This is a genomic window from Pseudomonas sp. AK181 (genome assembly GCF_051122975.1).
In the GTDB taxonomy this organism is placed as follows: Bacteria; Pseudomonadota; Gammaproteobacteria; order Pseudomonadales; family Pseudomonadaceae; genus Aquipseudomonas; species Aquipseudomonas lactis.
In genome coordinates, this window is the sequence record NZ_CP146348.1 from 4,911,159 (window position 1) to 4,936,414 (window position 25,256).

General features: G+C 60.5%; 15 protein-coding genes. 9 read left to right on the plus strand and 6 right to left on the minus strand.

The window, feature by feature from the left end; all coding sequences use genetic code 11:
• Nucleotides 1-44: 44 nt before the first annotated feature.
• The 6 genes from gcvH (at nucleotide 45) to V8689_RS22545 (ending at nucleotide 7,174) form a co-directional block, all read left to right on the plus strand.
• Complete coding sequence (gene gcvH, locus V8689_RS22520) at nucleotides 45-428, plus strand: glycine cleavage system protein GcvH (RefSeq protein ID WP_005790845.1); 384 nt, start codon at nucleotides 45-47, stop codon at nucleotides 426-428.
• 10 nt (nucleotides 429-438) lie between these two features.
• Nucleotides 439-3,276 carry an aminomethyl-transferring glycine dehydrogenase gene (gcvP, locus tag V8689_RS22525; RefSeq protein ID WP_060766099.1) on the plus strand — a complete coding sequence of 946 codons (2,838 nt, stop codon included), beginning with the start codon at nucleotides 439-441 and terminating at the stop codon, nucleotides 3,274-3,276.
• 162 nt (nucleotides 3,277-3,438) lie between these two features.
• The gene (locus V8689_RS22530; protein WP_032895533.1) at nucleotides 3,439-4,815 is read left to right on the plus strand and encodes an L-serine ammonia-lyase; all 1,377 of its coding nucleotides are present in this window, start codon (nucleotides 3,439-3,441) and stop codon (nucleotides 4,813-4,815) included.
• Between the two features lie 39 nt (nucleotides 4,816-4,854).
• Nucleotides 4,855-5,979, plus strand: coding sequence for a glycine cleavage system aminomethyltransferase GcvT (gene gcvT / locus V8689_RS22535; RefSeq protein ID WP_056791406.1), 1,125 nt, complete (start codon nucleotides 4,855-4,857; stop codon nucleotides 5,977-5,979).
• Nucleotides 5,980-6,372: 393 nt separating this feature from the next.
• Nucleotides 6,373-6,591, plus strand: coding sequence for a cold-shock protein (locus tag V8689_RS22540; protein WP_003193835.1), 219 nt, complete (start codon nucleotides 6,373-6,375; stop codon nucleotides 6,589-6,591).
• A 94-nt stretch (nucleotides 6,592-6,685) separates the two neighbouring features.
• Nucleotides 6,686-7,174 (plus strand): RDD family protein, encoded by a 489-nt coding sequence (locus V8689_RS22545; protein ID WP_014719703.1) that lies wholly within the window; start codon nucleotides 6,686-6,688, stop codon nucleotides 7,172-7,174.
• 666 nt (nucleotides 7,175-7,840) lie between these two features.
• Here the strand turns inward: V8689_RS22545 and nadA are convergent.
• Nucleotides 7,841-8,899, minus strand: coding sequence for a quinolinate synthase NadA (gene nadA / locus V8689_RS22550; RefSeq protein ID WP_003193840.1), 1,059 nt, complete (start codon nucleotides 8,897-8,899; stop codon nucleotides 7,841-7,843).
• Between the two features lie 470 nt (nucleotides 8,900-9,369).
• On the opposite strand from nadA, the gene V8689_RS22555 reads away from it, so the two are divergent.
• The 3 genes from V8689_RS22555 to V8689_RS22565 all read left to right on the plus strand — a co-directional run bounded on the left by V8689_RS22555 (nucleotide 9,370) and on the right by V8689_RS22565 (nucleotide 19,175).
• A complete protein-coding gene (locus tag V8689_RS22555) occupies nucleotides 9,370-11,085 on the plus strand; it encodes a ShlB/FhaC/HecB family hemolysin secretion/activation protein (protein WP_056791402.1) in 1,716 nt (571 codons plus the stop codon).
• A 120-nt stretch (nucleotides 11,086-11,205) separates the two neighbouring features.
• Entirely contained in the window at nucleotides 11,206-16,161 is a 4,956-nt protein-coding gene (locus tag V8689_RS22560; RefSeq protein ID WP_056791397.1) for a hemagglutinin repeat-containing protein, read from the plus strand.
• Between the two features lie 584 nt (nucleotides 16,162-16,745).
• Nucleotides 16,746-19,175 carry a hypothetical protein gene (locus V8689_RS22565; RefSeq protein WP_056791391.1) on the plus strand — a complete coding sequence of 810 codons (2,430 nt, stop codon included), beginning with the start codon at nucleotides 16,746-16,748 and terminating at the stop codon, nucleotides 19,173-19,175.
• Between the two features lie 179 nt (nucleotides 19,176-19,354).
• On the opposite strand, the gene V8689_RS22570 is transcribed toward V8689_RS22565, so the two are convergent.
• The 5 genes from V8689_RS22570 to V8689_RS22590 all read right to left on the minus strand — a co-directional run bounded on the left by V8689_RS22570 (nucleotide 19,355) and on the right by V8689_RS22590 (nucleotide 25,097).
• Complete coding sequence (locus V8689_RS22570) at nucleotides 19,355-19,816, minus strand: SRPBCC family protein (protein ID WP_056791388.1); 462 nt, start codon at nucleotides 19,814-19,816, stop codon at nucleotides 19,355-19,357.
• Between the two features lie 87 nt (nucleotides 19,817-19,903).
• Entirely contained in the window at nucleotides 19,904-21,451 is a 1,548-nt protein-coding gene (locus V8689_RS22575; protein WP_056791385.1) for an MDR family MFS transporter, read from the minus strand.
• Nucleotides 21,444-22,595 (minus strand): HlyD family secretion protein, encoded by a 1,152-nt coding sequence (locus tag V8689_RS22580; RefSeq protein WP_056791382.1) that lies wholly within the window; start codon nucleotides 22,593-22,595, stop codon nucleotides 21,444-21,446. The genes V8689_RS22575 and V8689_RS22580 overlap by 8 nt, the downstream gene beginning before the upstream one ends.
• Nucleotides 22,592-24,073 carry an efflux transporter outer membrane subunit gene (locus V8689_RS22585; protein WP_056791380.1) on the minus strand — a complete coding sequence of 494 codons (1,482 nt, stop codon included), beginning with the start codon at nucleotides 24,071-24,073 and terminating at the stop codon, nucleotides 22,592-22,594. The genes V8689_RS22580 and V8689_RS22585 overlap by 4 nt, the downstream gene beginning before the upstream one ends.
• A 283-nt stretch (nucleotides 24,074-24,356) precedes the next feature.
• Nucleotides 24,357-25,097: an AraC family transcriptional regulator gene (locus V8689_RS22590; protein ID WP_056791378.1), complete on the minus strand. Its 741-nt coding sequence runs from the start codon at nucleotides 25,095-25,097 to the stop codon at nucleotides 24,357-24,359.
• Nucleotides 25,098-25,256 lie beyond the last annotated feature (159 nt).

A 25,256-nucleotide genomic window follows, 5' to 3' on the forward strand; every position in this document is an offset into this window, starting at 1 on the left:
TTCCAATCCCGTCCACCAGACGATTCTGGCCCTGAGGAGTTTCCATGAGCGAGTTGCGTTTCACTGAAGATCACGAATGGCTGCGCGCCGAAGCCGATGGCAGCGTCACCGTGGGTATCACCGCGTTTGCGCAGAACGCGCTGGGTGATGTGGTTTTCGTGCAACTGCCAGAGTTGCAGGCTTACGACAAGGGCGCTGAAGCCTCCACCGTTGAGTCGGTAAAAGCCGCCAGCGGTGTGTACATGCCGTTGGACGGTGAAGTGCTGGAAGTCAACGACAAGCTCGATGGCAGCCCGGAACTGGTCAACGAAGACCCGATGGGCGAAGGCTGGTTCTTCCGCTTTAAACCCGCCGATGCCGATGCAGTGGCTAAGCTGTTGGATCAGGATGCGTACGACCGTCTGATCAAAGCCAACGCTGAAGCCTGAGGAGCGCGCCATGACCGTTAATCTGACCACCGCCAACGAATTCATCGCCCGCCACATCGGCCCGCGCCAGGAAGATGAGCAGCAAATGCTCGCCAGCCTGGGGTTTGATTCCCTCGAAGGCCTGAGCGCCAGCGTGATCCCGGAAAGCATCAAGGGCACCAGCGTGCTCGGCCTCGAAGACGGCCTGAGCGAAGCCGAGGCCTTGGCCAAGATCAAGGCCATTGCCAGCCAGAACCAACTGTTCAAGACCTACATCGGCCAGGGCTACTACAACTGCCACACGCCGTCGCCGATCCTGCGCAACCTGTTGGAAAACCCGGCCTGGTACACCGCCTACACGCCCTACCAGCCGGAGATTTCCCAAGGCCGCCTGGAAGCGCTGCTGAACTTCCAGACCCTGATCAGCGACCTCACCGGCCTGCCGATCGCCAACGCCTCCCTGCTCGACGAAGCTACCGCCGCCGCCGAGGCCATGACCTTCTGCAAGCGCCTGAGCAAGAACAAAAGCAGCAACGCGTTCTTCGCATCGGTGCACAGCCACCCGCAAACCCTCGACGTGCTGCGCACCCGTGCCGAACCGTTGGGCATCGATGTAGTGGTGGGCGATGAGCGCGAACTGACCGATGTCAGCCCGTTCTTCGGCGCGCTGCTGCAATACCCGGCCAGCAACGGCGACGTGTTCGACTATCGCGAACTGACCGAACGCTTCCACGCCGCCAACGCACTGGTCGCCGTGGCCGCCGACCTGCTGGCCCTGACCCTGCTGACGCCGCCGGGCGAATTCGGCGCCGACGTCGCCATTGGCAGCGCACAACGCTTTGGCGTGCCACTGGGCTTTGGTGGCCCGCACGCGGCATACTTCTCCACCAAGGATGCGTTCAAGCGCGACATGCCTGGCCGTCTGGTCGGCGTTTCCGTCGACCGCTTCGGCAAGCCGGCCCTGCGCCTGGCCATGCAGACCCGCGAGCAACATATCCGCCGCGAGAAAGCCACCAGCAACATCTGCACCGCCCAAGTGCTGCTGGCCAACATCGCCAGCATGTACGCCGTGTACCACGGCCCCAAAGGCCTGACCCAGATCGCCCAGCGCATTCACCAGTTGACCGCGATCCTGGCCAAGGGCTTGACGGCCCTGGGCCAGAACGTCGAGCAGGCGCACTTCTTCGACACCCTGACAATCCACACCGGCGCCCACACCGCCGCCCTGCACGACAAGGCCCGCGCCCAGCGCATCAACCTGCGTGTGGTAGATGGCGAGCGCGTGGGCCTGTCGGTCGACGAAACCACCACCCAGGCCGATATCCAGGCCTTGTGGGCGATCTTCGCCGACGGCAAAACCCTGCCGGCCTTTGCTGCCACCGACAGCACCCTGCCGAGCGCATTGCTGCGTCAGTCGCCGATCCTCAGCCACCCGGTCTTCAATCGCTACCACTCGGAAACCGAGCTGATGCGCTACCTGCGCAAGCTGGCCGACAAGGACCTGGCCCTGGACCGCACCATGATCCCGCTGGGCTCGTGCACCATGAAGCTCAACGCCGCCAGCGAAATGATCCCGGTGACCTGGGCCGAATTCGGTGCCCTGCACCCGTTCGCCCCCGCTGCGCAAAGCGCCGGCTACCAGCAACTGACCAGCGAACTGGAAGCCATGCTCTGCGCGGCCACCGGTTACGACGCGATCTCCCTGCAACCAAACGCCGGCTCCCAGGGTGAATACGCAGGCCTCTTGGCCATCCGCGCCTATCACCAGAGCCGTGGCGAAGAACGTCGCGACATCTGCCTGATCCCGTCGTCAGCCCACGGCACCAACCCGGCCACCGCCAACATGGCCGGCATGCGCGTGGTGGTCACCGCTTGCGATGCACGCGGCAACGTCGACATCGAAGACCTGCGCGCCAAGGCCATCGAGCACCGCGAGCACCTCGCCGCGCTGATGATCACCTACCCGTCCACCCACGGTGTGTTCGAGGAAGGTATCCGCGAAATCTGCGGGATCATCCACGACAACGGCGGCCAGGTGTACATCGACGGCGCCAACATGAACGCCATGGTCGGCCTGTGCGCACCGGGCAAGTTCGGCGGCGATGTGTCCCACCTGAACCTGCACAAAACCTTCTGCATCCCCCACGGCGGTGGCGGCCCGGGCGTTGGCCCGATTGGCGTCAAGTCGCACCTCACGCCGTTCCTGCCCGGCCACGCGGCCATGGAGCGCAAGGAAGGCGCCGTGTGCGCCGCACCGTTCGGCAGTGCGAGCATTTTGCCGATTACCTGGATGTACATCAGCATGATGGGCGGCGCCGGCCTCAAGCGCGCGTCGCAGTTGGCGATCCTGAATGCCAACTACATTTCCCGCCGCCTGGAAGAGCACTACCCAGTGCTGTACACCGGCAGCAACGGCCTGGTGGCCCACGAATGCATCCTGGACCTGCGCCCGTTGAAAGACAGCAGCGGCATCAGCGTGGACGACGTGGCCAAGCGCCTGATCGACTTTGGTTTCCACGCGCCGACCATGTCGTTCCCGGTGGCCGGCACCTTGATGATCGAGCCGACCGAAAGTGAATCCAAGGAAGAACTGGACCGCTTCTGCGACGCCATGATCGCCATCCGCGAAGAGATTCGCGCAGTGGAAAACGGCACCCTGGACAAAGACGACAACCCCCTCAAGAACGCGCCGCACACGGCTGCGGAACTGGTGGGCGAATGGAGCCACCCTTACAGCCGTGAACAAGCGGTGTACCCGGTAGCATCGTTGATCGAAGGCAAGTACTGGCCGCCGGTTGGCCGGGTCGACAACGTGTTTGGCGATCGCAACCTGGTGTGTGCGTGCCCTTCGATCGAGAGCTACGCCTGATCTCACTGGAGATACGCGGCCAGTGTGGGAGCTGGCTTGCCTGCGATAGCGGTGTATCAGCCGACAGTGATGTCGCCTGACCCACCGCTATCGCGGGCAAGCCCGGCTCCCACATTTGACCGAGTCGGCTTTCAGAAAATAATAAGAAACCGGAGAACAACCATGTCCCTTAGCGTGTTCGACCTGTTCAAGATTGGCATCGGCCCCTCCAGTTCCCACACCGTCGGCCCGATGCGCGCCGCCGCTCGATTTGTCGAGGGGCTCAAGCGTGACAACCTGTTGGAAGCCACCACCGGCATCAAGGTGGAACTCTACGGGTCGCTGGGCGCCACCGGCAAAGGCCACGGCAGCGACAAAGCCGTGTTGCTGGGCCTGGAAGGCGAACACCCAGACACCGTGAATACCGAAACCGTGGCTGCACGCCTGGCGCAGATGCGCAGTGACGGGCGCCTCAACCTGCTCGGCGAACACAGCATTGCGTTCAACGAGAAAGAACACCTGGCGATGATTCGCAAGCCCCTTGCCTATCATCCCAACGGCATGATTTTTCGTGCCTTCGACGCCGCTGGCATCCAGATCCGCAGCCGCGAGTATTACTCGGTCGGTGGCGGTTTCGTGGTCGATGAAGACGCCGCAGGCGCCGACCGTATCGTCGAAGACGCCACACCCCTGACCTTCCCGTTCAAACACGCCAAGGACTTGCTTGGCCATTGCACCACCTATGGCCTGTCTATCAGCCAGGTGATGCTGACCAATGAAAGCGCCTGGCGCCCGGAAGCGGAAACCCGCAGCGGTTTGTTGAAGATCTGGCAGGTGATGCAGGACTGCGTCGATGCCGGCTGTCGCAACGAAGGCATCTTGCCCGGAGGCTTGAAGGTCAAGCGCCGGGCGGCGGCCTTGCACCGGCAGTTGTGCAAGAACCCCGAGTCGGCGCTGCGCGACCCATTGTCGGTGCTCGATTGGGTCAACCTGTATGCGCTGGCGGTCAACGAAGAAAACGCCAATGGCGGGCGCGTGGTCACTGCGCCCACCAACGGCGCGGCCGGGATCATTCCCGCCGTGCTGCATTACTACATGCGTTTTATCCCCGGCGCGAACGAAGACGGCGTGGTGCGCTTTTTGCTCACCGCCGCTGCCATCGGCATTTTGTACAAGGAAAACGCTTCGATCTCAGGCGCCGAAGTCGGGTGCCAGGGCGAAGTCGGCGTGGCCTGTTCCATGGCCGCCGGCGCACTCTGCGAAGTGCTGGGTGGCAGTGTGTCCCAAGTGGAAAACGCCGCCGAGATCGGCATGGAACACAACCTCGGTCTGACCTGCGACCCAATTGGCGGGCTGGTGCAGGTGCCGTGCATCGAGCGCAATGCCATGGGCTCGGTGAAGGCAATCAACGCGGTGCGCATGGCCCTGCGTGGCGACGGGCAGCACTTTGTGTCCCTCGACAAGGTCATCCGCACCATGCGCCAGACCGGCGCCGACATGAAAAGCAAATACAAGGAAACCGCCCGCGGCGGTTTGGCAGTCAACATTATCGAGTGCTGACGCCCATAAGCGCGTCGGCACGTTTTTCAGGAGCTGAATATGTCCACCGAAACCCTGTTGAAAACTCCTCTGCACGCCTTGCACCTCGAACTCGGCGCACGCATGGTGCCCTTCGCCGGCTACGACATGCCGGTGCAGTACCCCTTGGGCGTGATGAAGGAACACCTGCACACCCGTGAACAGGCCGGGTTGTTCGACGTGTCCCACATGGGCCAGATCCGCCTCACCGGCGCGAATGCCGCCAAGGCCCTGGAAACCCTGGTGCCCGTCGATATCATCGACCTGCCGGTGGGCATGCAGCGCTATGCGATGTTCACCAATGAGCAAGGCGGCATCCTCGACGACCTGATGGTCGCCAACCTGGGCAACGACGAGTTGTTCCTGGTGGTCAACGCCGCCTGCAAGGACCAGGACCTGGCGCACCTGCGCAAACATATCGGCGACCAATGCACCATCGAACCGCTGTTCGAAGAACGCGCCCTACTGGCCTTGCAAGGCCCGGCGGCAGTGAAAGTGTTGGCGCGCCTGGCCCCTGAAGTCACCCAGATGACGTTCATGCAATTTGCCACCCTGCGTTTGCTGGGCGTGGACTGCTACGTCAGCCGCTCCGGCTACACCGGTGAAGACGGTTTTGAAATCTCCGTGCCAGCGGCCAATGCCGAGAGCCTGGCCCGCAGCCTGTTGGCCGAAACCGAAGTGCAGGCCATCGGCCTGGGCGCCCGCGATTCGCTGCGCCTGGAAGCCGGCCTGTGCCTGTACGGGCATGATATGAACACCGACACCACGCCAATTGAAGCCAGCCTGCTGTGGGCAATCTCCAAGGCCCGGCGTGCCGATGGCGCGCGGGCCGGCGGCTTCCCCGGCGCCGACCGCATCTTCACCCAGCAGCAAACCGGTGTGGCGCGCAAACGCGTAGGCCTGCTGCCACAGGAGCGTACGCCGGTGCGTGAAGGCGCAGAAATCGTCGATGCACAAGGTACGGTTATCGGCAGCGTGTGCAGCGGCGGCTTTGGCCCCACCTTGGGCGGCCCATTGGCAATGGGTTACCTGGACAGCGCATTTGTCGCATTGGATACCGAAGTTTGCGCAATGGTACGTGGGAAAAAGGTGCCACTACGTGTAAGTAAAATGCCATTCGTTCCGCAACGTTACTACCGTGGCTGATTGACTGTTTCTATAAGTAACGCGGTTGCGTTAACGTGCACTAAACTGTAACGCAACCGCCATAAAACAGTGCATTCACGATAGGCATTTTTATAGCTGACGCCCTATAACAAGTGAATAACTCTATCGAATAAGTCGGTATCAGAACATTCAACAAAGTGTCATGAGACCCAGCAAAATCAGGGCCTGCGCCAGGGCTTGTTTTTTTCATCTTAGTTGGCGTAGAGTTTGCCCACTGTGTTTGCATGGGTCGCTTGGAACCTGGACCTGGGCAGTAGCTGAAGTAGTTGCTACAACCCGTTCGACGTCTCTTAACTTTCCTGCAACCCAGCCCAGTACTCTTTCGTGTGAAAGGGGCTGTCATTAATTTTTAGCGTCAAAGGAAAGAAGAAAATGTCGGATAGCAAACGTCAGAGCGGTACCGTCAAGTGGTTCAACGACGAGAAAGGGTTTGGTTTTATCACTCCTGAAAGCGGCCCGGATCTGTTCGTGCATTTCCGCGCTATTCAGGGCAACGGCTTCAAAAGCCTGAAGGAAGGCCAGAAGGTCACCTTCGTTTCAGTTCAAGGCCAGAAAGGCCTGCAGGCTGACGAAGTCCAAGCAGAAGGCTGATCCTTCCTGCGACAAAAAGCCCCTGATATGACATCAGGGGCTTTTTTATGGGCGCCATTGCGTAAACTGCGTGCTTTCTCCAGAGAGCCCTGCCATGTCCAAACCCCTGTTGAGCCCCCAGGGCGAATTCCCCGCCGTTGGCCTGGGCCGTCGCCTGGCAGCGATGTTCTACGACTTTCTTTTATGCACCGCCCTGCTGATCGTCACGGCGTTTATCTACAAGCTGGTGTGGATCGCCTTCGTGGGCGAAGCGAAGATGCGCACGCTCACCGAGTCCGGCGCGCTGGACGGCGACCCATTGCTGTCGACTCTGCTGCTGTTCGTGCTGTTTGGCTTCTTCGCCAAATTCTGGACCCATTCGGGGCAAACCCTGGGTATGCAGGTGTGGGGCGTGCGCGTGCAAAACGCTGACGGCTCGCGGATCAGCCTGTGGCAGGCACTGCTGCGTTTTGTGGTGTCGATTGCGTCATGGTTGTGTGTGGGGTTGGGGTTTATCTGGTCGTTGTTCGATAAACACAAACGCAGCTGGCATGACATCTATTCGGATACCCAGTTGGTGCGGATTCCGAAGCCAAAGAAGTAACTCAAGCGCATCACAGATCAACTGTGGGAGCTGGCTTGCCTGCGATAGCGGTCTTGCAGTCAAAACACCTGCGACTGTTACACCGCTATCGCAGCATAGGTATCTACATCACTTCGGTATGACGCCGAAACTGTGGCGAGGGAGCTTGCTCCCGCGACGGCCTGACAGCCGACGTTTATCTACCTGACGCGCCGCAGTCCAAATGTGGGAGCTGGCTTGCCTGCGAAGACGGCCTCACAGTCAACGCAGCTGGATTGTGTACATATCCATTGCTGCGGTAACGGCCACTTAGGGTCCCGCCCTGACGGCGGCTCACTTTCGAAAAGCGCGAAAGTAAGCAAAACGCTCTTGCCCCACCACTCGGCACCTCGCTTAGGCTCGGTGTGCCCGTAATCCGCCAGGGATTTGGGGGGCCGCCGCCACGCGCCATCCATGGCGCGGGGCGGCTAAACCGGCATCCCTGCCGGTTTACCCCCCAAATCCCTGTCGAATTCCGGCCAGCGTGGTTTAACGGGGCGCCTAAGATCCAAAGCAGATCAAGATCAAGAGCGGCTCGCTTCGCATCGTGGTTACCGTCGGCTGCTACAGGCTACAAAGTTGTGTAGATACCTATGGCTATCGCAGGCAAGCCAGCTCCCACATTTTAATTTGTGCTCAGCCTGAGGATCAGGCGTTTCCGGCCAGTTTCAACCGTGCAGCCTGGGTAAAGTCAAGCATGCGCTTGAGCGGCCGTACCGCCTGCGGAATCACCGCCGGTTCCACGAAGATCTCATTACTGCCCTCACGCAAACACTGCAGCGTACGCTCCAGCGTATTCATTGCCATCCACGGGCAGTGCGCGCAACTGCGGCAGGCTGCGCCGTTACCGGCGGTGGGCGCTTCGACGAAGACTTTGTCCGGGCACAGCTGCTGCATCTTGTAGAAGATGCCGCGGTCGGTGGCGACGATAAAGGTCTTGTTCGGCAAGCGTTGCGCAGCGGCGATCAGTTGGCTGGTGGAACCTACCGCGTCCGCCAGTTCGATCACCGAGGTTGGTGACTCCGGGTGCACCAGGATCGCCGCATCCGGGTACAGCGCCTTCATGTCTTCGAGCTGCTTGGACTTGAACTCTTCGTGGACGATGCAGGCACCGTCCCACAGCAACATATCGGCGCCGGTCTGGCGCTGGATGTAAGTGCCCAGGTGTTTGTCCGGGCCCCAGATAATGGTCTCGCCGTTGTCCATCAGGCTCTCGACGATTTCCAGCGCGCAGCTGGAGGTCACCACCCAGTCGGCACGGGCTTTGACTGCTGCCGAGGTGTTGGCGTACACCACCACGGTGCGCTCGGGGTGCTGATCGCAGAACGCGGAAAACTCATCCACCGGGCAACCCAGGTCCAGGGAGCAGGTAGCTTCCAGGGTCGGCATCAGGATGCGTTTTTCCGGGGTGAGGATCTTGGCGGTCTCGCCCATGAAGCGCACGCCGGCTACCAATACGGTTTTGGCCGGGTGGGCGGCGCCGAAGCGGGCCATCTCCAGGGAGTCGGAAACACAGCCACCGGTTTCTTCGGCCAGGGCCTGAATCACCGGGTCGCAATAAAAGTGGGCAACCAGCACCGCGTCCTGAGCCTTGAGCTCGGCGGCGATGGCGGTTCGCAGGCTCGCCTCTTCGGCAGCGCTGAGCACCTTGGGCTGCTTGGCGTCGAGGTGGGCTTGAACCAGTAGGCGTTCGGAAATGTGCGTCATGTTCGCAAGACCTGCAGGCGCAGTAGCGCGAAAGTCGAGTGTACCACCGGCTCCGGAGCCCTTCGGGCGCCGCCGGACGAAGTGTTTTTGTTCATCAAGCACGGGTAAAGCTAAAGCTGCGCAAGGCTACAGAATATCCAATGGATTCAAAAGCCTAATCTGGTGACCCGACAATTGCTCAATCCCTGGCCGTGACACGCCGATTAGGTGACACCCGAACAACAATCAAAACCGCCCCGCCCCCTCTCCCGCCTCTTAAAAATCAGGAATATCAGGCCCTCCCACTCCGACACGCACTAATTTTGTGCATTAACACACTTAATTACGCGATTTTTCTTACGTCTTGTGTAATAAATCCTACAGCGATGTAACAAACCGTCGACCACTCACTCAAGTAGGGCAATTACCGCTGAGTTCAACGCTGGCTCAGACGGTATGGATCGTGTGTATTTCTACGTTAAGGATGTCGAGTGCCAAATCTGCTCTCAACCGGACACTTGTGTTGTACCCGGAACCTGGGCATCGCCCTGCTCTGCTTGTGGGCGCTGCCCGTGGCTGGCGCCGAGGCGCCGCAGCCAGGCCAGGAAGCCCTGCGCTTGCAGCAGCAACAGCAACGCGACCTGCAGCAACTACAACTGGAGCAGCGCCAACGCCAGATGCAGCGCGGCAGTTTCGGTACGCCAGCGGCCACACCGGCCTTGCCCACGGACATCGCCAAGGATGAACACTGCTGGCCCTTGAGCGGTACGCGCCTGGCCGGGGTCACGCTGTTCAGCCGTGCCCAGTTGAATAAACATATCGAGCCCTACGTGGCGCCTTGCATGGGCGTCACGCAGATCAACCGCCTACTGGCCGAGATCACCCGGCTGTATGTCGAGGCCGGTTATATCGCCAGCCGCCCCTACCTGATCAGCGCGCCCGCCGCCGGGCAACCGCTGGATATTCACATCGAAGAAGGCTACCTGGAAGCCATCGAACTGGCCGACCAGAGCCTGCCCGTTTCATTAGGCGGGGCATTCCCCGGCATGCTCGGCAAACCCCTGAACCTGCGAGACCTGGAACAGGGCCTGGACCAGCTCAACCGCCTGCGCTCGGTGGACCTCACCGCCGACATTGCCCCAGGCAGCACAGCGGGCGCGTCGCGCATCATCCTGCGCTCGCGCAGCAGTGCCTCGCGCTGGGCCCTGGGCCTGGGGGTGGATAACCTCGGCAGCGCCGGCACCGGGCGTGATCGCAATTCCATCAACTTGAGCCTGGACAGCCCGCTGCAAATCAACGACTCGCTCAACCTGAGCTTCAGCGACACGCTCAACCATGGGCCGCGCTACAGCCGCAGCCACAGCCTGTTTTATTCCATGCCCTACGGCTACTGGACCTACAGCCTGTTCGCCAGCCATGCCGAGTACCGCTCGCCGTTCAAGCTCAGCCGCACCACGTTTTACAACAGTGGCCGCACCGATCAGGTCAGCCTGCGCAGCGACCGTGTGTTGTGGCGCGACCAGGGCCATCAACTGAGCGCCAACCTGCAACTGGCCTACAAAGACGTCGACAGCTACTTGCAGAAGGTCCACCTGGACATCCAGAGCCCGACGCTGACCGTGGCCGAAGCGGGCCTGAACCTGTTCTGGCTCAACAGCGCGGTGTGGAACCTGGACGTCAATTACGCCCAGGGCCTGACCTGGTTCGGCGCCGATCGGGATGCCGATCAGGTACAGAAAAACCGGCCCAAGGCGCAGTTCCACAAGTACCGCGCCAACCTCACCCAATGGCGCAACGGCCAATGGGCAGCACAACCGTGGCAATGGCAAAGCCAGTTGTCGGTGCAGTACAGCCCGGATGCATTGCCCGCCATCGAACAGCTGCTGATCACGGATGACTCGGCCGTGCGCGGCTATCGCGAAAACAGTAGTTCCGGCGCGATTGGCGCCGTTTGGCGCAACACCTTGCGCCTGCCGCTCAACACTGATTTGCCGGTGAAATTCACCCCGCGCCTGGGCCTGGACAACGGCTGGGTCAAGCACGAACACGGCGCCCAGAGCCAACGCCTGAGCGGCGCCAGCGCGGGGCTCAACCTGAGCTGGAAGAACGTGCAGCTCGACGTCGATTACCAACGCAACCTCAACACCCCCACAGGTTTTCGCCAGGAGCCGGAGGTCTGGCTGACGCGCCTTAGCGTACAGATATGAGCGTGCAGATATGAGCCCACACCCGTTTTTAGCCTGAGTCACCGCCGTACCTGACCACCCCAGCAGCGTTGCAACGCACAACGCACGTCGTGGATCAGCCAACACAGAGCGAGATTATTTATGCCGACTACTCCACACAGTTTCCACCTTTCGCCCCAGGGCAAACTGCGCTGGGCCATTGCCAGCCTGTTCCTGCTGCCACAGCTCGCGCTCGCCGCAGGCTTGACCGTCGTCGAAGGCCCTGGCGGCACGCCGCAACTGCAAAACCAGGGCGGCGTGCCCATCGTCAACATCGTCGCGCCGAATGCCGGTGGCCTGTCCCATAACCAGTTCCTGGACTACAACGTCGACCGCCAGGGTGTGGTGTTGAACAACGCCTTGCAGGCCGGCCAATCCCAACTCGCCGGGCAACTGGCGGCCAACCCGCAGTTCCAGGGCCAGGCGGCGAGCGTGATTCTCAACGAAGTGATCAGCCGCAACGCCTCGACCCTCAACGGTGCCCAGGAGATTTTCGGCCAGGCGGCCGATTACGTGCTGGCCAACCCTAACGGCATTTCGGTGAATGGCGGCAGTTTCATCAACACGCCCAATGCCAACCTGGTGGTGGGCCGCCCTGAACTCAACGACGGCAAGCTGCAAGCCTTGAGCACCCGCGATGCCAACGGCCAACTGACAGTGCAAGGCCAGGGCCTGCAAAACCGTGAAGGCTCCATCAACCTGATCGCGCCGCGTATCGACAGCGAAGGTCGCCTCAGCGCTCGCGATCAACTGAACCTCACCGTCGGCCGCAATCAGGTCGACTTCGCCAGCGGGCAAGTGCGCCAGGTGGACCCGGCCAGCAAGACCCAGGACCAACGCATCGACGCGCGCCTGTTCGGCGCCATGCAGGCCGGGCGCATCAACATCATCAGCACCGCCGACGGCGCCGGGGTACGCGTGGGCGGCGTGCAAGTGCAAGGCACCGACGGGGTGAAGATCAGTTCGGCCGGCGACCTCGACATCAGCGGCCAGGTGCATGCCGACAGCCTCGACGCCACCCGCGCTGGCGTGCACAGCCGCCAGGGCGATATCGACTTGCACAGTGCCAAGGACTTGAACCTGGCCGCCACCGACGTCAGCGGGCGCAACGTCAAACTCGACGCCAGCCGCAACCTGACCCTCAGCAGCCTGGAAAGCCGCAAGCTCCAGGAAAAGCGTGAGCAGTGGAACAACAGCAATTTCCTGTTCACCTACGAAACCTACGACCGCACCACCACCGACAAAGACTCGCGCCAACACGGCAACAAGGTCGTGGCGCAACAGGATGCGGCGCTGTCTTCCGGCGCCAACACCGAGATCAAAGCCAGCCATGTGGAAGCGGGCAACACCCTGCGCGTCAACAGCGGCGCCGACCTGCACGTTAACGCCGCCACCGAAACCCATGAAACCCGCGACCAGGGCAACCATCGCAAACACCTGTGGAAAGCCAACTGGGATAAATCCAGCAGCGAACAACGCAGCATCACCAGCAGCCTCAAGGCCGGCAACACGCTGGAGCTGACCAGCAAGCAAAAACTGCAATTGCAAGGCGCCGAGCTGAAAACCCCCGGCGATATTCAACTGGCCGCCCGGCACGTGGAAATCACCAGCGCCAGCCGCACCCAGAGCAGCCGCGACAACGCCTACTCCGGCGACCTCACCGGTGGCAGCTTCTTCGGCAAGAACGGCGACGGCAACCAAGGCAAGACCTTGAACACCGGTAGCAAGGTCAACGCCGACGGCAAGCTGATCGTCAAGGCCGACGACGTGCGCATCAGCGGCAGCCAGGCCCGTGGCGGCAAGCAGGCCAGTGTCATCAGCGACAAAGGTTCGCTGGTGATCGACGGCGTGCAGGACACCTCCCACGACAACCGCTACAGCAATGACAGCAAGTTCTTCGGCATCTCCAAGGATGAAAGCCGCAAGAACCTCAAGGACAGCACCGTGGTTGCCAGCGACCTGCGCTCGGACAGCAACCTCAAGCTGCAAAGCGCCCAGGACATCCGCGTCAGCGGCTCACAGGTGTCGGCTGGCGGTGAACTCCAGGCGGATGCCAAAGGCGATATCAAGGTCGTTGCCGCCGAGAACACCACCCACGACACCACCCGTACCCATACGCGCGGCTTCGATGGCTACGCCAAGGAAACCGAGGGTGTCAGCCGCCAGTACCGTGCGGGGTTGAGCTATGAAGACCAGCAGCAAACCCGCAAGACCGACACCACCGAGCAGCAGGCTTCCAGCCTCAAGGGCGGCAGTGTCGTGGTAAAAGCCGGTGGCGATGTCAGCATCCAGGGTTCGGACCTCAAGGCAACCGCAGGCGATGCCACCGTCAGCGGCAAAAACGTCGAGCTGTTGGCCGCCCACGACAAGCGCACCGAAGCTGTCGACAAAACCACCACCGGCGGCAGTTTCTACTACACCGGCGGCATTGATCGGGCAGGCAGTGGCGCTCAGTTCAGCCACCAAAGCAGCCAAGACACCGCTGAAAAAACCACCGCGCACACCAGCACCGTGGCTGCGACCGGCAAGCTGACCATCAACGCTGGCAACACCTTCACCAGCGAGGGTGCACAGGCCAAGGCCGGCGCCGAGCTGCTGGTCAACGCGGGCCAGATCAACAACCAGGCCGCCCATTCCACCGACACCAGCACCCACAAGGAAAACGGCTGGACCGCCGATGTTGGCGCCAATGTGGAATACAAAGGCATTACCCGCCCGATCGAAAAAGCCGTCGAGGGCGTGGCCCAGGCCAAGTTCCATCAGCCCGGTTTGCTGGACGCGTTCGAGCAACCCAATGTCGGCCTGGATGTGGAAGTCGGCCACACGAACAAAACCGGCACAACGCAGGACAGCACCGCCGTGGTCAGCCAGTTCAGTGGCGCCACGGTGCAGGTCAATGCAGCCGGCAAATTGCAGGACGAGGGCACCCAGTACCGCGCCACCGAGGGCGGGCTGAACATCAAGGCGGGCGAGCACCTTGCCACGGCAGCGGCCAACACCCACAGCAGCAGCGAGCAAGGCGTGGACGCCAAGGCTGGCGTGCGGGTCTACACCACCACCGGTGAAGACGTGAATGTGCGCGGCAGCGGCCTGGGCGGCAGCAGCGATGTGCGCGAATCAAACAGCACAGCAGTGGTCGGCAGCTATACGGCCAGCCAAGGCGTGAGCATCGAGGCCAAGGGCGATGCCCGTTATGAAGGCAGCCAGTTCGACGGCGGCCAGGCTGGCGTGAACCTCAAGACCGGCGGTGAGCTGGCGCTCAATCAGGCCACCGACACCCAGAGCAAAAACAGCAGCACACTGCGCGGCAACGGCTCACTGACAGTGGGCACCGCACCCGGCGCCAATGGCAGCAACGTCAACCTCGGTGCCGGTGTGCAGCTGGATAACAAGCGCCTGGATACCCAGGACAGCCAGGCCCATGTCGCCACGATTCAGGGCAGCGGCCCCGTGCAGCTCAGCAGCGGCAGTGACATGACCCTGCAAGGCACGCAGATCGGCAGCACGGGTGCGAAGGCTGGCGATATCAGCCTCAGTGCCGGCGGCAAGCTGGACCTGCAAGCCGCCACCGACAGCCACGTCAGTAACGGCAGCAACCTGGGCGGCGGCCTGACCCTCGGCGCCGGCAAGACCAGCAGCGCCGAAAGCAGCAGCAAGACCGGCAGCCTCAGCGCCAACTTCAACATTGGCAAAGTGGCGGAAAACGACCAGAGCGCCGTCGTCGGGCAGTTGCACAGCAGCGGCAAGGTCAGCCTCGCCAGCGGCGCTGAGGCAACCGATGCCATCCACTTGCAGGGCACTCAGGTCAGCGCAGCCAGCGTTAGCCTGGACGCGCAAAACGGCGGCATCCTGCAAGAGTCCGCACAATCGACCCAAACCCATAACAACTGGGGCGTCACCCTGGGCGCAGGCGGCAGCGTCGGCAAAACCACCTTGGCCGACGCCGGTGAACATGAGACACCCAAGACCCAGCGCGGCATCAATGCGCGGGCCACGGTCGATGTGGATCACCTGCAAGGCACCACCCAGCACAACAGCCTGATCACAGCGGGTGACGTCACCCTCAACAGTGCCGGCGATACCCATCTGGCCGGAGCGCGTATCGACGCCGACAAGGTGAACGGCACGGTGGGCGGCAACCTCGTCGTCGAAAGCCGCAAGGACCACGTCAACAGCACCCAGGTGAATGTCGACGCCAGACTGGACGTCGAGAAGAACCAACCGGGGGTGGTGGATAAGCTGGCCAAGGCCAGCGGCCCGCTCAAGGACAAGGTACAAGCCAAAGCTGAAGGCGCGTTCGACAAGCATCGAGACAAGCTGGAGAACGTCGTCGACAAGGGCACCGGGCACCTGGCGTCGGCCAAGGACAGCGTGGTCAACGGCGTGGTCAATGCCAAGGAACGCCTGGGCGAAAAACTCACCCGCAGTGGCAGCTACGACGTGAACCCAGAGCCCCGTGGCGCCTTCGGCACTCGCGTGGACAAGGCCAAGGCTTACCTGGCAGACAAGACCGATGCCCTGGGCACGCGCCTGTCTGGCTTCAAGGATAAGGTCTGGCCAAAAACCAGCGACAGCTACACCGTCAGTGGCAAAGACACCACCGGCAGCACCGTGGCCAATACTGCCGAGAACGTGTTGTTCGGTGACAAGAGCGGCAACACCAGCTACACCCCGACCCTGTATCTGGATGTCAGCCATGTGGCCAAGGACAGCGTCACCCAGGCGTCAGGCATTCGCGCAAGCCAGGGCGTCAACCTGCAGGTCAAGGGTGATACGCAGCTCACGGGCGCGCGGATCAGTGCGCCCAATGGCAAGGTCGAGCTGGGTGGCTCCAAGGTCACCGCAACCACACTGGCTGGCAGCGACTACCGCGCCGATGTCGGGCTGAACGTTTCGAAGTCACCGGTCAACCTGGCCCTGGGCGCCAAGGACGAACTGACCCAGAAGCACGACGACGCCACGCGCAAGGACCAAGCCTTCAACCTGGGCCCGCTGCGCGCGGGTGGGCACAGTGAAAGCCAGGCCTTGCAGGCGGGCATTGATCAGGCCATCAACTAAAGGGTAATGCCTACCCCACTGTAGGAGCGAGCTTGCTCGCGAAGAACGTCAACGATGACGCTGGCATGCTGAAAGTACGCGGCGTCCGCTGGTTTTTCGCGAGCAAGCTCGCTCCTACACATAGGCACATTCTCAGCGTGCCGGCCTGCGCGCTATATCAGTTGAAAAGTGCTCGACTCCAAAAAAAACAACACAGCCTCGAAGTCTCGAGTGGTTATTTTTATTATTGGCTCTCTAATACCACCCGCTGTACGCTTTTTCTCTAACCGCGGTAAGTCGGTCCTTATGATCGCTTTCTTCCGAACAAAGCCCACCCAGTAAGCGGAACCTTTCGCAGGCATCAACCACCCAACTAAAACTCTCTTCATGCGAATATTTTTACACTATAAAAAATATCCCAACATTACCGATACACCAGAAAACTGAGCGCTTCCCTTTGGCTTCAATAAATTATGCAACCGTAAACAGGGTACATCATTTAACCCACTAAATGCCGACATGGCGTAATAGTGCAGCGTGTGCACGCCGGCCGAGCCATTTCGCTTAAAGCTAATATCGTTGACATCACATAAAGCGACCCAGCAATGAATATACTCTCGCCTGCGCTACAGCCATCTAACAACCCCACCAATGCACCGAATGCTCAACACAGTCCCCCAACGCGGGCCATTGACGTTGGGCCGCCACTGGAAAGCTCACCCGCGGAAGCGCCGAGCGCCTCGGAAGATAAAAAGTTTGGCCTGGGACAAAAACCGGTCTCTGCGTCTACCCCCAACCATGAGCTTGATTTCGCCAAAGAAGTCATTTACGGGTCTGTCAGCGTTTCCCCGCCCACGGCGAGCTATACACAACAGGAACGGCTACAGCGGATCGACGCTTACGCCGGCCGTGTAGCCACGCAAATCAAGAACATAGAAAGCGGTGAAGAAAACGAAAGTAATATCAGATTCCAAAAGACTCGTCAGTTCCTAGAACCTGCCGGTTACTTTAGCGGCGGGTTATTGGCTGCCGGGTTCGACCCGCATGAAAAAATCACTGTAACCTTCAACAGTTACGTTGGGAAATGGAAGCCGGAAGTCAAGACCAACACCAATACACGCACCTATTTTGCATGGGAAATTGCAGCCGGTGCTCTTAAGCACGATAGACCACCGGGAGGTGGCCTGCTCAACTTCCAAACCATGGAAATCAAACCGCAAGATCGGAGCAAGATCAACGATTTGGAAGCGCTGGGTGCAAAGCTACAAGATCACTGGAAGGATGACGTCGCCAACCCCATGAGCGACGAGACTGGCGCATTGGCGAAGCGCTCGGGGAAAGCCGATGCTTATGCTGTGAGGGGGACTTTGCAAGGCCTGCGTAACGACAAAGATGCCTATAAAATGCTATCGCCTGAAGGTCGATCAGCCGTTGAACGCACGTTAGACAATAATGGAAATGTCGTCATACCCAACCTATACGGTTATCCGATGGCCGGGTATGCGTTTATCCCTTACGTCAATTATCACGGCAATTATGATACCCGTCCCAATCAAGGCCTGATGCTCGACTTGAAGACCGGTACAGTCAGTGAAATACACGGAGATGATGATTTTGCTCGCTGGGCCAAAGAAAACCATGATGCATTACACGCCAGCTTTAATGCCGAAGACAGACAAGGCGGAAAAGATGCTCATTGGCCACCGGCGGGCAATGTACTCGAAAATTTGATTGAGGGTAATCATGCGCACTACCCGGGACGCAAGAATCTGGTCAGCGACAAACAGGTTCCGGTCAGGGAGACATTCAATTACACCCAATCGCGAAAGCAAGATTACCATTTAAAGTTTGGAGACCTGAAGTCTGGCATTGCCGCCAGTTATCAACAGGTCAACGCCAATAATGCTGTATGGGCCGACCAAACAGAGGTATTTGGCTCCTCGCAGCAAACTTGGAAGGAAGCCAAAAAATTGTGGGGGCGCACCTTCGGCTACGTGCCCATCCTTGGAAACGCGGGCAATATTGTTTTCGGTGTCCATGATTCCATTTATGGTATGAGCGCCGATGATCGTGTTGGCGGCACAGCGACCGCCGTGATATCGGGCCTGCAACTGGCGCACGAAATTGCAACAGCGGGAGCGGAGGCCGGGTTGGGTGAAGCGCCCAACATACCTGATATCGTCGGCAGCGAACATTACGGCTGGAAATACAATGAGCAAAGCAACCGCTTTGATTTCGTGAGAAAAGTAAACGCGTCAAATGAAAGCGACGTGCCCTCCGTTACCAATACCGCACCAGGCGAACCGAGTACGCCGCACGTCGGTGAAACAGAAGGTGTCCATCCGACAATCGAAACAACCAACAGTAAACGTTCACTTCTAACATCCTTAGAGAACTTACCAACCGGCGAAGCTCTTTTTTCCACTGCCGAAAAACACGTAGTGCTCAAGGGAGAGCTTAATGAGCTAATGGGGCTTGACGAAAAACTTCATACATTTACTGACATCAACAAAAAAGGCAGTGAAAAACGACTCAACATCCTGGTGCACGGAAGAGTCGACCCTGCTACCGGCATCTCAAAAGTTTCATATAATGGAAAGCTCAATACGCCACAAGAGTTACTTCAAACACTTCATGACGCGGGCATTGACCTAAACAAGTTTGACAATGTGCGACTACTGTCATGTGACTCGGCGAGTGGTGGAGACGCCTCCTTCGCGGCTAAGTTTCAGGAGCTCATAGGGCGCCCTGTCAAAGGCTATAGCGGCACCCTCACCGCGAACCTCGCACCGGAAGATATAAATGCAGCGATTGTAAAAGTAGAAAATGCTTATCTGGACGCCCTGGAAAAACATCAGAACACGCCCCTGACTGACGCCGATAAGGCATTGGCCAGGTCCGAAGCGGAACAGTACGTCTACAAGGACATGGCGAAAAGCGGAAGAAAATTCGAACCGTCAAAGAAAAACCCGCATTGGGATCCATTTAAATGGTGGGCTTTTAATTATAAACCCGAGACCTTTCCAAAACCGTAACGGTAGGTACATTGAAAGCCAGGCCTTGCAAGCGGGCATTGATCAGGCCATCAACTAAAGGGTAATGCCCACCCCACTGTAGGAGCGAGCTTGCTCGCGAAGAACGTTAACGATGACGCTGGCATGCTGAAAGCACGCGGCGTCCTCAGTTTTTTCGCGAGCAAGCTCGCTCCTACACATCAGTTGAAAAGTGCCTGTAGGTTCTTCATCGCATCATCGGCAAAGCCTTGCAGGAAGGCTTCGAACGCCGGTACGTCTTCCTGGCTGCCCGTGCAGGGCTGGCCAATGATCGTCCAGGTCGCCAGGCTCTGGGTCGGGCCTTGTGGCACCACCTCCATCAGCGCCCACAGGTTGCCAATGTTCAGTGAGGTGTAAATCAGTGACCAGGTCATGGTCATGGCTTGGTCGTCATGGCTGTTGAGTTGCTCGATCACCACATTGCCGTCCTTGAACAACTTCTTGCGGACCGACCGCACGCCCTCGCCGGTCATTTCGATATGGGACAACGCAGGAATAAACTTCGCAAAACCGGCGAAATCGCCGACCACATTCCACACGCTGCGAGCATCGCCATTCACGCTGACGCGGGCGACGACAGGGTTGCCTAACGGGTTACGGACCAGGGTATCGGGTTGTTGCATAAGAGAGCTCCTTTTTTCCGGGGAGGCGGATAGTGGGCTCCTACCCAACGCAGTGAGCTGTACACATTCAACACCTGCTTGGCGTGGTTATGCGTTTTTGGCTGACTGCCGTAACGCCAAGGCCGCGACACCGCACACGATCAACGCGACACAGGACACGTAGAACGCATCGCTGTAGGCCATCAGGTACGCCTCGCGCCGCACGGTGTGGATCAAGCCGTCGATCACCTGCTGTTGAGCGGGTAATAACTGGTTGAAGATGAAAGCCTCGCTGTCAGCCATGCTGGCGCGCAGGCGTTCCTGCAAGGACGGGGAAAACAGCGTGATCGACTCCCCTACTCGCTCAGAATGAAAGCGCTCGCGCATGGCGACGATCTGCGTCAGGCCCGCCGTGCCCACGGCGCCCCCCAGGTTACGCAGCATGGAGAACAAGGCCGAAGCCGAGCCCGCTTCATCCTTGGCCAAGCCAGACACCGCCAGTACGGAAAGCGCCACCATGATCAGCGGCTGGCCGATACCCCGCACCACGGTGGAGGGAATAATCACGTTGGCGGCGCTGTCCGCGTCCAGGTGCGCGCCGAGGTAGCACCCCAGGGCCATGATGAAAAAGCCGCTGGCGACCATCAGTTTCGGGTTGAGCCACTTCATCAGGCGCGGCATGAACGGCGCCAGTACCAGTTGCACCATGCCGTAGGCGATCAGGCTGATGCCAATCTCCCGGGCGTTGTAGCCCTGCAATTGGGACAGGTAATTGGGCACCAGGAACACCAGGCCGAAGGTGGCCGCGCCGAAGATAAACATCGCTGCGCTGGCCACGCCGAAGTTGTAGCTCTTGAGCAGGCGCAGATTGATGAAGGAGCGGCTGCCATACAACTGCGACAGCACGAAGTACACCAGGGCAACGCCGGCAATCAGTGACATCCACACGATGAAATCAGAGCCGAACCAGTCCTTGCGGCCGCCTTCTTCCAGCACGATCTGCAAGCCACCCAGGCCGACGATCATGGCGACGATTCCGCCCCAGTCGCCGCGCTTGAGCAGGCTTAGTTGCATGGGTTTGGCATCGATGGACCATGCCACCGCCAGCAGCAAAAGAATGCCGGGGGCCAGTTGCAGGTAAAAGATCCAGCGCCAGGAATAGGCGTCGGTCAGCCAGCCGCCAATGGACGGCCCGGCGGCCTGGGCGACGCTGTTGGACAGCGCGAACAAGGCCATGCCCATCGCGATCTTGCTGGGCGGCAGTTCGGTGATGATCAACTGGAATGACAACGGAATCAGCACTGCGCCAGCAGCGCCCTGGATCACCCGAATGATGATCATCACTTGCAGGTTGGGCGCCCAGGAGCAGGCAATCGACGCCACCAGAAACACAAACGAGCCCACGAGCATCACACGCCGCAGAGAGAACACCTGCACCAGCCAGGCGGTCAGCGGAATCATCACAATTTCTGCGACTAGGTAGGCGGTGGAAATCCACGAGCCTTCCTCGAACGTCGCCCCCAGGGAGCCTTCGATCTCCGGCAGCGCGGCGCTGGTCACGTGCACGTTCATGCCGGCCATGAAACAGCCGAACAGCCCACCGATCACCGCCACCCAGGCGCGAAAGGAGACGCTCTTTTCAGCCGCTTCAGTCATGTGTAACGCCCTGCTCATCTGGACGGGTGTCCACCGTGGTGATGACCGACATGCCCGGCAGGATAGGCCCGCCCGCGTCATGCTCGTCGATGACGATCTTCACGGGAAAGCGTTGCACGATCTTGGTGAAATTGCCGGTGGCGTTGTCCGACGGCAACAGTGCGAACACCGCCCCGGAACCTGGCGAAAAGCTCACCACATGGCCTTTGAGCTTGCGCCCCGAATAACTGTCGACGCTGATATCCACCGGTTGGCCGGCACGCATATCGCGCAATTGGGTTTCCTTGTAGTTGGCCACGACGTAAGCCTGCTGCACGGGCACCACCGCCAGCAGCGGCAACCCTGGCGCGACGTATTGGCGGGTTCGCACTTTGCGCTGCCCCACCACGCCGTCGATGGGCGAGCGGATCAAGGTGTCTTCCAGGGCATGCGTTGCCAGGTTCAACTGCGCCTCGGCCTGGCTGCGCCGGGCTATCTGTTGCTGGAGCGAAGCCTGGGCCAATTGACGGCGGGTGACGGCCACGGTCAAGCGGGTTTCCTGCTGGCGTTGCATGGCCTTGGCCATTTCCACTGCGGCACTGGCCTGGGTGTAACTGGCGGCGGCCGTTTCCAAGCGCTGGGCGCTGGCGGCGTGTTCGCGCACCAAGCCTTCGTAGCGGCGCTGGTCCAGGCTAGCGCGGCGCAGCTCGGCAGCCACACTGCGGCCGTGGGCCTCGGCCTGGGCAACGCTGGCCTTTTGCTGGGCGATCAGGCTGTCGGTGACGTGCAGGTTGGCGTCTTGCGCCGCCACCGAGGCTTGGGTTTCGGCCAGTTGTGCGCGGGCCTGTGCCAAGCGGGCCTGGTAGTCACGGTCCTCGATGCGCACCAGCACATCCCCTGCCTTGACCGGCTGATCGTCCTCTACCATCACCTCGGCCACATAGCCTGAGACCTTCGGGCTGATGGGAATCCAGTCGGCCCGCACATAAGCATCATCGGTCTGCTCCAGGTAGCGGCCGACCGTCATCCAGTACAGGCCGAACACCACCGCGGCGATCAACAACCCAGCGCCGCCCAGCAAGAGCAGATGCCTTTTGCGGCGTGAGTTGCGCACAGGCACCTGTTCATCCTGGACAGCAGTTTTTTCATCAACGGCGATATTCATGGCTGGGTACCGGAAAAAGGGGTGTAAGCGTGGGTGGACGCTGAAGGCTGCCAACCACCGCCAAGCGCCCGAAACAGGCTGATCTGGCGTTGCAGTAACTGGCCATCGGCGTCGGCCCGCGCGGCCTGCAAGCGGATCAGCTCACGCTCGCTGTCCAGCACGTCGAGAAAGTCGATAGCCCCCGCCTCATAGTTGAATTGGGCCAAGGTGTAGGCCTGGCGGCTGCTCTCCAGCGCCTGGCTCAGGGCCGCGTGGCGCTGGCGTTCACCGTCGTATAACGCCAGGGCCTGGCGCACCTCCTTGAGGGCCTTGAGCACGCTGGCCTCGAACTGCGCCACCTCCCCTTGCTCAAGCGCCCGCGCCTGTTGGACCCGCGCACGGTTGGCCTGCCAATTGGGGAACTGCCAGGTGATCAGTGGGCCGATGCCGAACATCAGCGCGCTGCTGTCGCCCAGTTCATGGGGCTTGTTGGCCGAGGAAGACACGGAAGCGCCGAAGGTGACCTTGGGGTACAGGTCGGCCTGGACGATATCCACTTGCAGCGTGGCCGCCTGCAACGTGCGCTCGGCCTGACGGATGTCGGGGCGGCGCGCCAACAATTGCCAGCCATCGCCCACAGGCAATTCGGCATTGAGTTGGGGCACCCCTTCACAGGTCGCGGCGCCAGCGCCTTGGTCCAGATCCGCCACGCCGGTGAGCATTGCCAGCTCGTACAACGCGGCTTGTCGACGCGCCTCCAGCATCGGCAACAGCGCCTGGGTTTCGCCTTGCAGGGCGTGCATGCGGCTGTATTCAAGGTCGGTCACCACACCGGCCTGGCGCTGGCGATCAATCAACGCCAGGCTGCGCCCGACCACGTCCAACGAATGGCGCTGGACCTTGGCACGCGCACCCAGCGCGCAGGCATTCACATAGGCGCGGGTGGTTTGCGCCACGACCGTGATGCGCAGCAGGTCTTCGGCAGCCTGCGCCGCCGCGGCTTGCACCTGGGCCCGTTCAATGGTGCGCTGAACCTGGCCCCACACATCCACTTGATAAGCCAGCTCCAAGCCTGGGTTGAATGCCCACTCTGACGGCGCATGGCTGTCGGTGGCCTTGGCCAGCGTCTGGTCATCAGCCGTCTTGCCGTAAGCGGCACCCAGTGACGCCTGGGTAGACGGCCAGCGCTCGGCATCGGCCTGCAGGATGCCGGCCAGCATCGCCTGCACATGGGCCTGGGCCGCCGCGAGGTCGCGGTTGTGCAGCAACGCCTTTTGCACCAACGCATCGAGTTGCGGGTCGTTGTACAACTGCCACCAACGCTCGGGCAATGCCTGGGCCGACACGCCTTGCGGCAAACGACTCAGGGCATTGATGCGTTCCGGATGGGGCTGTGCCGGTGTATGGGCGACCCAGGACGAACATCCCGCCAACAACGCCACCGCAACGCCGAGCAGCGAGAGACGGCCATGCCGTGGGAAAAAAGAAGGCGAACCCATCGAAAAAATCCAGAAGGCCAAGTAGAGACGCAGGGTAAAAGCGCAACGGGGTGTGAATCTCCCGAGTTCTGGACAACCATCGTTTTGATTGGGACAAGATGGGGCGGCGCTTCTGAATCGCGCGTCGAACTCGTTCAGAAATGTGGGAGCGGGCTTGCCCGCGAAGGCGGTGTGTCAGTCGGTGCATCTGTTGCTGCACTACCGCTTTCGCAGGCAAGCCAGCTCCCACATTGGACCTTCGTCGCCCCTCGCCAAAGGTCCAGTCACGGTTATCGCAGTGAATTCAGACCAGGCGGCAGTGACTCGGGGTGTAACCCAGGGTGCGCTTGAACATCGCGGTAAATGCACTCGGGCTTTGATAACCGTGCTCCAAGGCCACCTCCAAAATGGAGGCCCCACTGGCCAGCCGCTGCATGCTGAGCAGCAACCGCGTGCGCTTGCGCCACTCGCCGTAACTCATGCCCAGCTCTTTCTGGAACAGCCGAGCCAAAGTGCGTGAACTCATATTCAGTTGTGCCGCCCAATGCTCCAGTTTCGACTCCTGGGAAGGGTTGTCGATAAAGTCCGCACACAGCGCCTTGAGCCTCGGCTCATCCGGGATCGGCACATGCGCCAGCACCCTTTGCGCACGGTCGAGCTCCGAGAAAATCAGCTCGACAATCTGCACATGACGCAACGACGCCGACTGACTGTCAGTCTCATCACCCGCAGCCACAATCAGCTCGCGCAGCAAGGGCGAAACCCTGATCACCTCACACGCCTGCGCCAACCGACCGTGCGCCCCCGGCGAGATCAACAAAGTGCGCATACGCACCTCGCCGGTCATGCGGATCTGATGCTCCATCGCCGGTGGCACCCACAGGGCATGCCCAGAAGGCAGCACCCAGGTTGCCTGCTGCACCGACACCAGCATCACACCGTTGATGGCATAGACCAATTGGCCCTCGTCATGTCGATGGGCAGGCACGATGTCGCCGTGAAGATAGTTACCGGCGAGGGCTGCCAAGGGGGTATGCGCGTTCATCTCAGGAGGCCACCGCAGCGTTCGCTCGTCGTGAGGGAAGCGAGCCATGTCGGAAATTGCAGGAAGAGGCTGTGAGCATCGTATCGTTCCTCCTCTTTAGGACAAATCGCCGGGTGCGCGGGGCGTTCGTGAGCACGGAAAATAAACCACACATCAGAA

Bases quoted from the DNA above. Each gene is read 5' to 3' on its own strand.
- gcvH (WP_005790845.1), top strand. From the start codon at position 45: ATGAGCGAGTTGCGTTTCACTGAAGATCACGAATGGCTGCGCGCCGAA.
- gcvP (WP_060766099.1), top strand. From the start codon at position 439: ATGACCGTTAATCTGACCACCGCCAACGAATTCATCGCCCGCCACATC.
- V8689_RS22530 (WP_032895533.1), top strand. From the start codon at position 3,439: ATGTCCCTTAGCGTGTTCGACCTGTTCAAGATTGGCATCGGCCCCTCC.
- gcvT (WP_056791406.1), top strand. From the start codon at position 4,855: ATGTCCACCGAAACCCTGTTGAAAACTCCTCTGCACGCCTTGCACCTC.
- V8689_RS22540 (WP_003193835.1), top strand. From the start codon at position 6,373: ATGTCGGATAGCAAACGTCAGAGCGGTACCGTCAAGTGGTTCAACGAC.
- V8689_RS22545 (WP_014719703.1), top strand. From the start codon at position 6,686: ATGTCCAAACCCCTGTTGAGCCCCCAGGGCGAATTCCCCGCCGTTGGC.
- nadA (WP_003193840.1), bottom strand. From the start codon at position 8,899: ATGACGCACATTTCCGAACGCCTACTGGTTCAAGCCCACCTCGACGCC.
- V8689_RS22560 (WP_056791397.1), top strand. From the start codon at position 11,206: ATGCCGACTACTCCACACAGTTTCCACCTTTCGCCCCAGGGCAAACTG.
- V8689_RS22565 (WP_056791391.1), top strand. From the start codon at position 16,746: ATGAATATACTCTCGCCTGCGCTACAGCCATCTAACAACCCCACCAAT.
- V8689_RS22570 (WP_056791388.1), bottom strand. From the start codon at position 19,816: ATGCAACAACCCGATACCCTGGTCCGTAACCCGTTAGGCAACCCTGTC.
- V8689_RS22575 (WP_056791385.1), bottom strand. From the start codon at position 21,451: ATGACTGAAGCGGCTGAAAAGAGCGTCTCCTTTCGCGCCTGGGTGGCG.
- V8689_RS22580 (WP_056791382.1), bottom strand. From the start codon at position 22,595: ATGAATATCGCCGTTGATGAAAAAACTGCTGTCCAGGATGAACAGGTG.
- V8689_RS22585 (WP_056791380.1), bottom strand. From the start codon at position 24,073: ATGGGTTCGCCTTCTTTTTTCCCACGGCATGGCCGTCTCTCGCTGCTC.
- V8689_RS22590 (WP_056791378.1), bottom strand. From the start codon at position 25,097: ATGAACGCGCATACCCCCTTGGCAGCCCTCGCCGGTAACTATCTTCAC.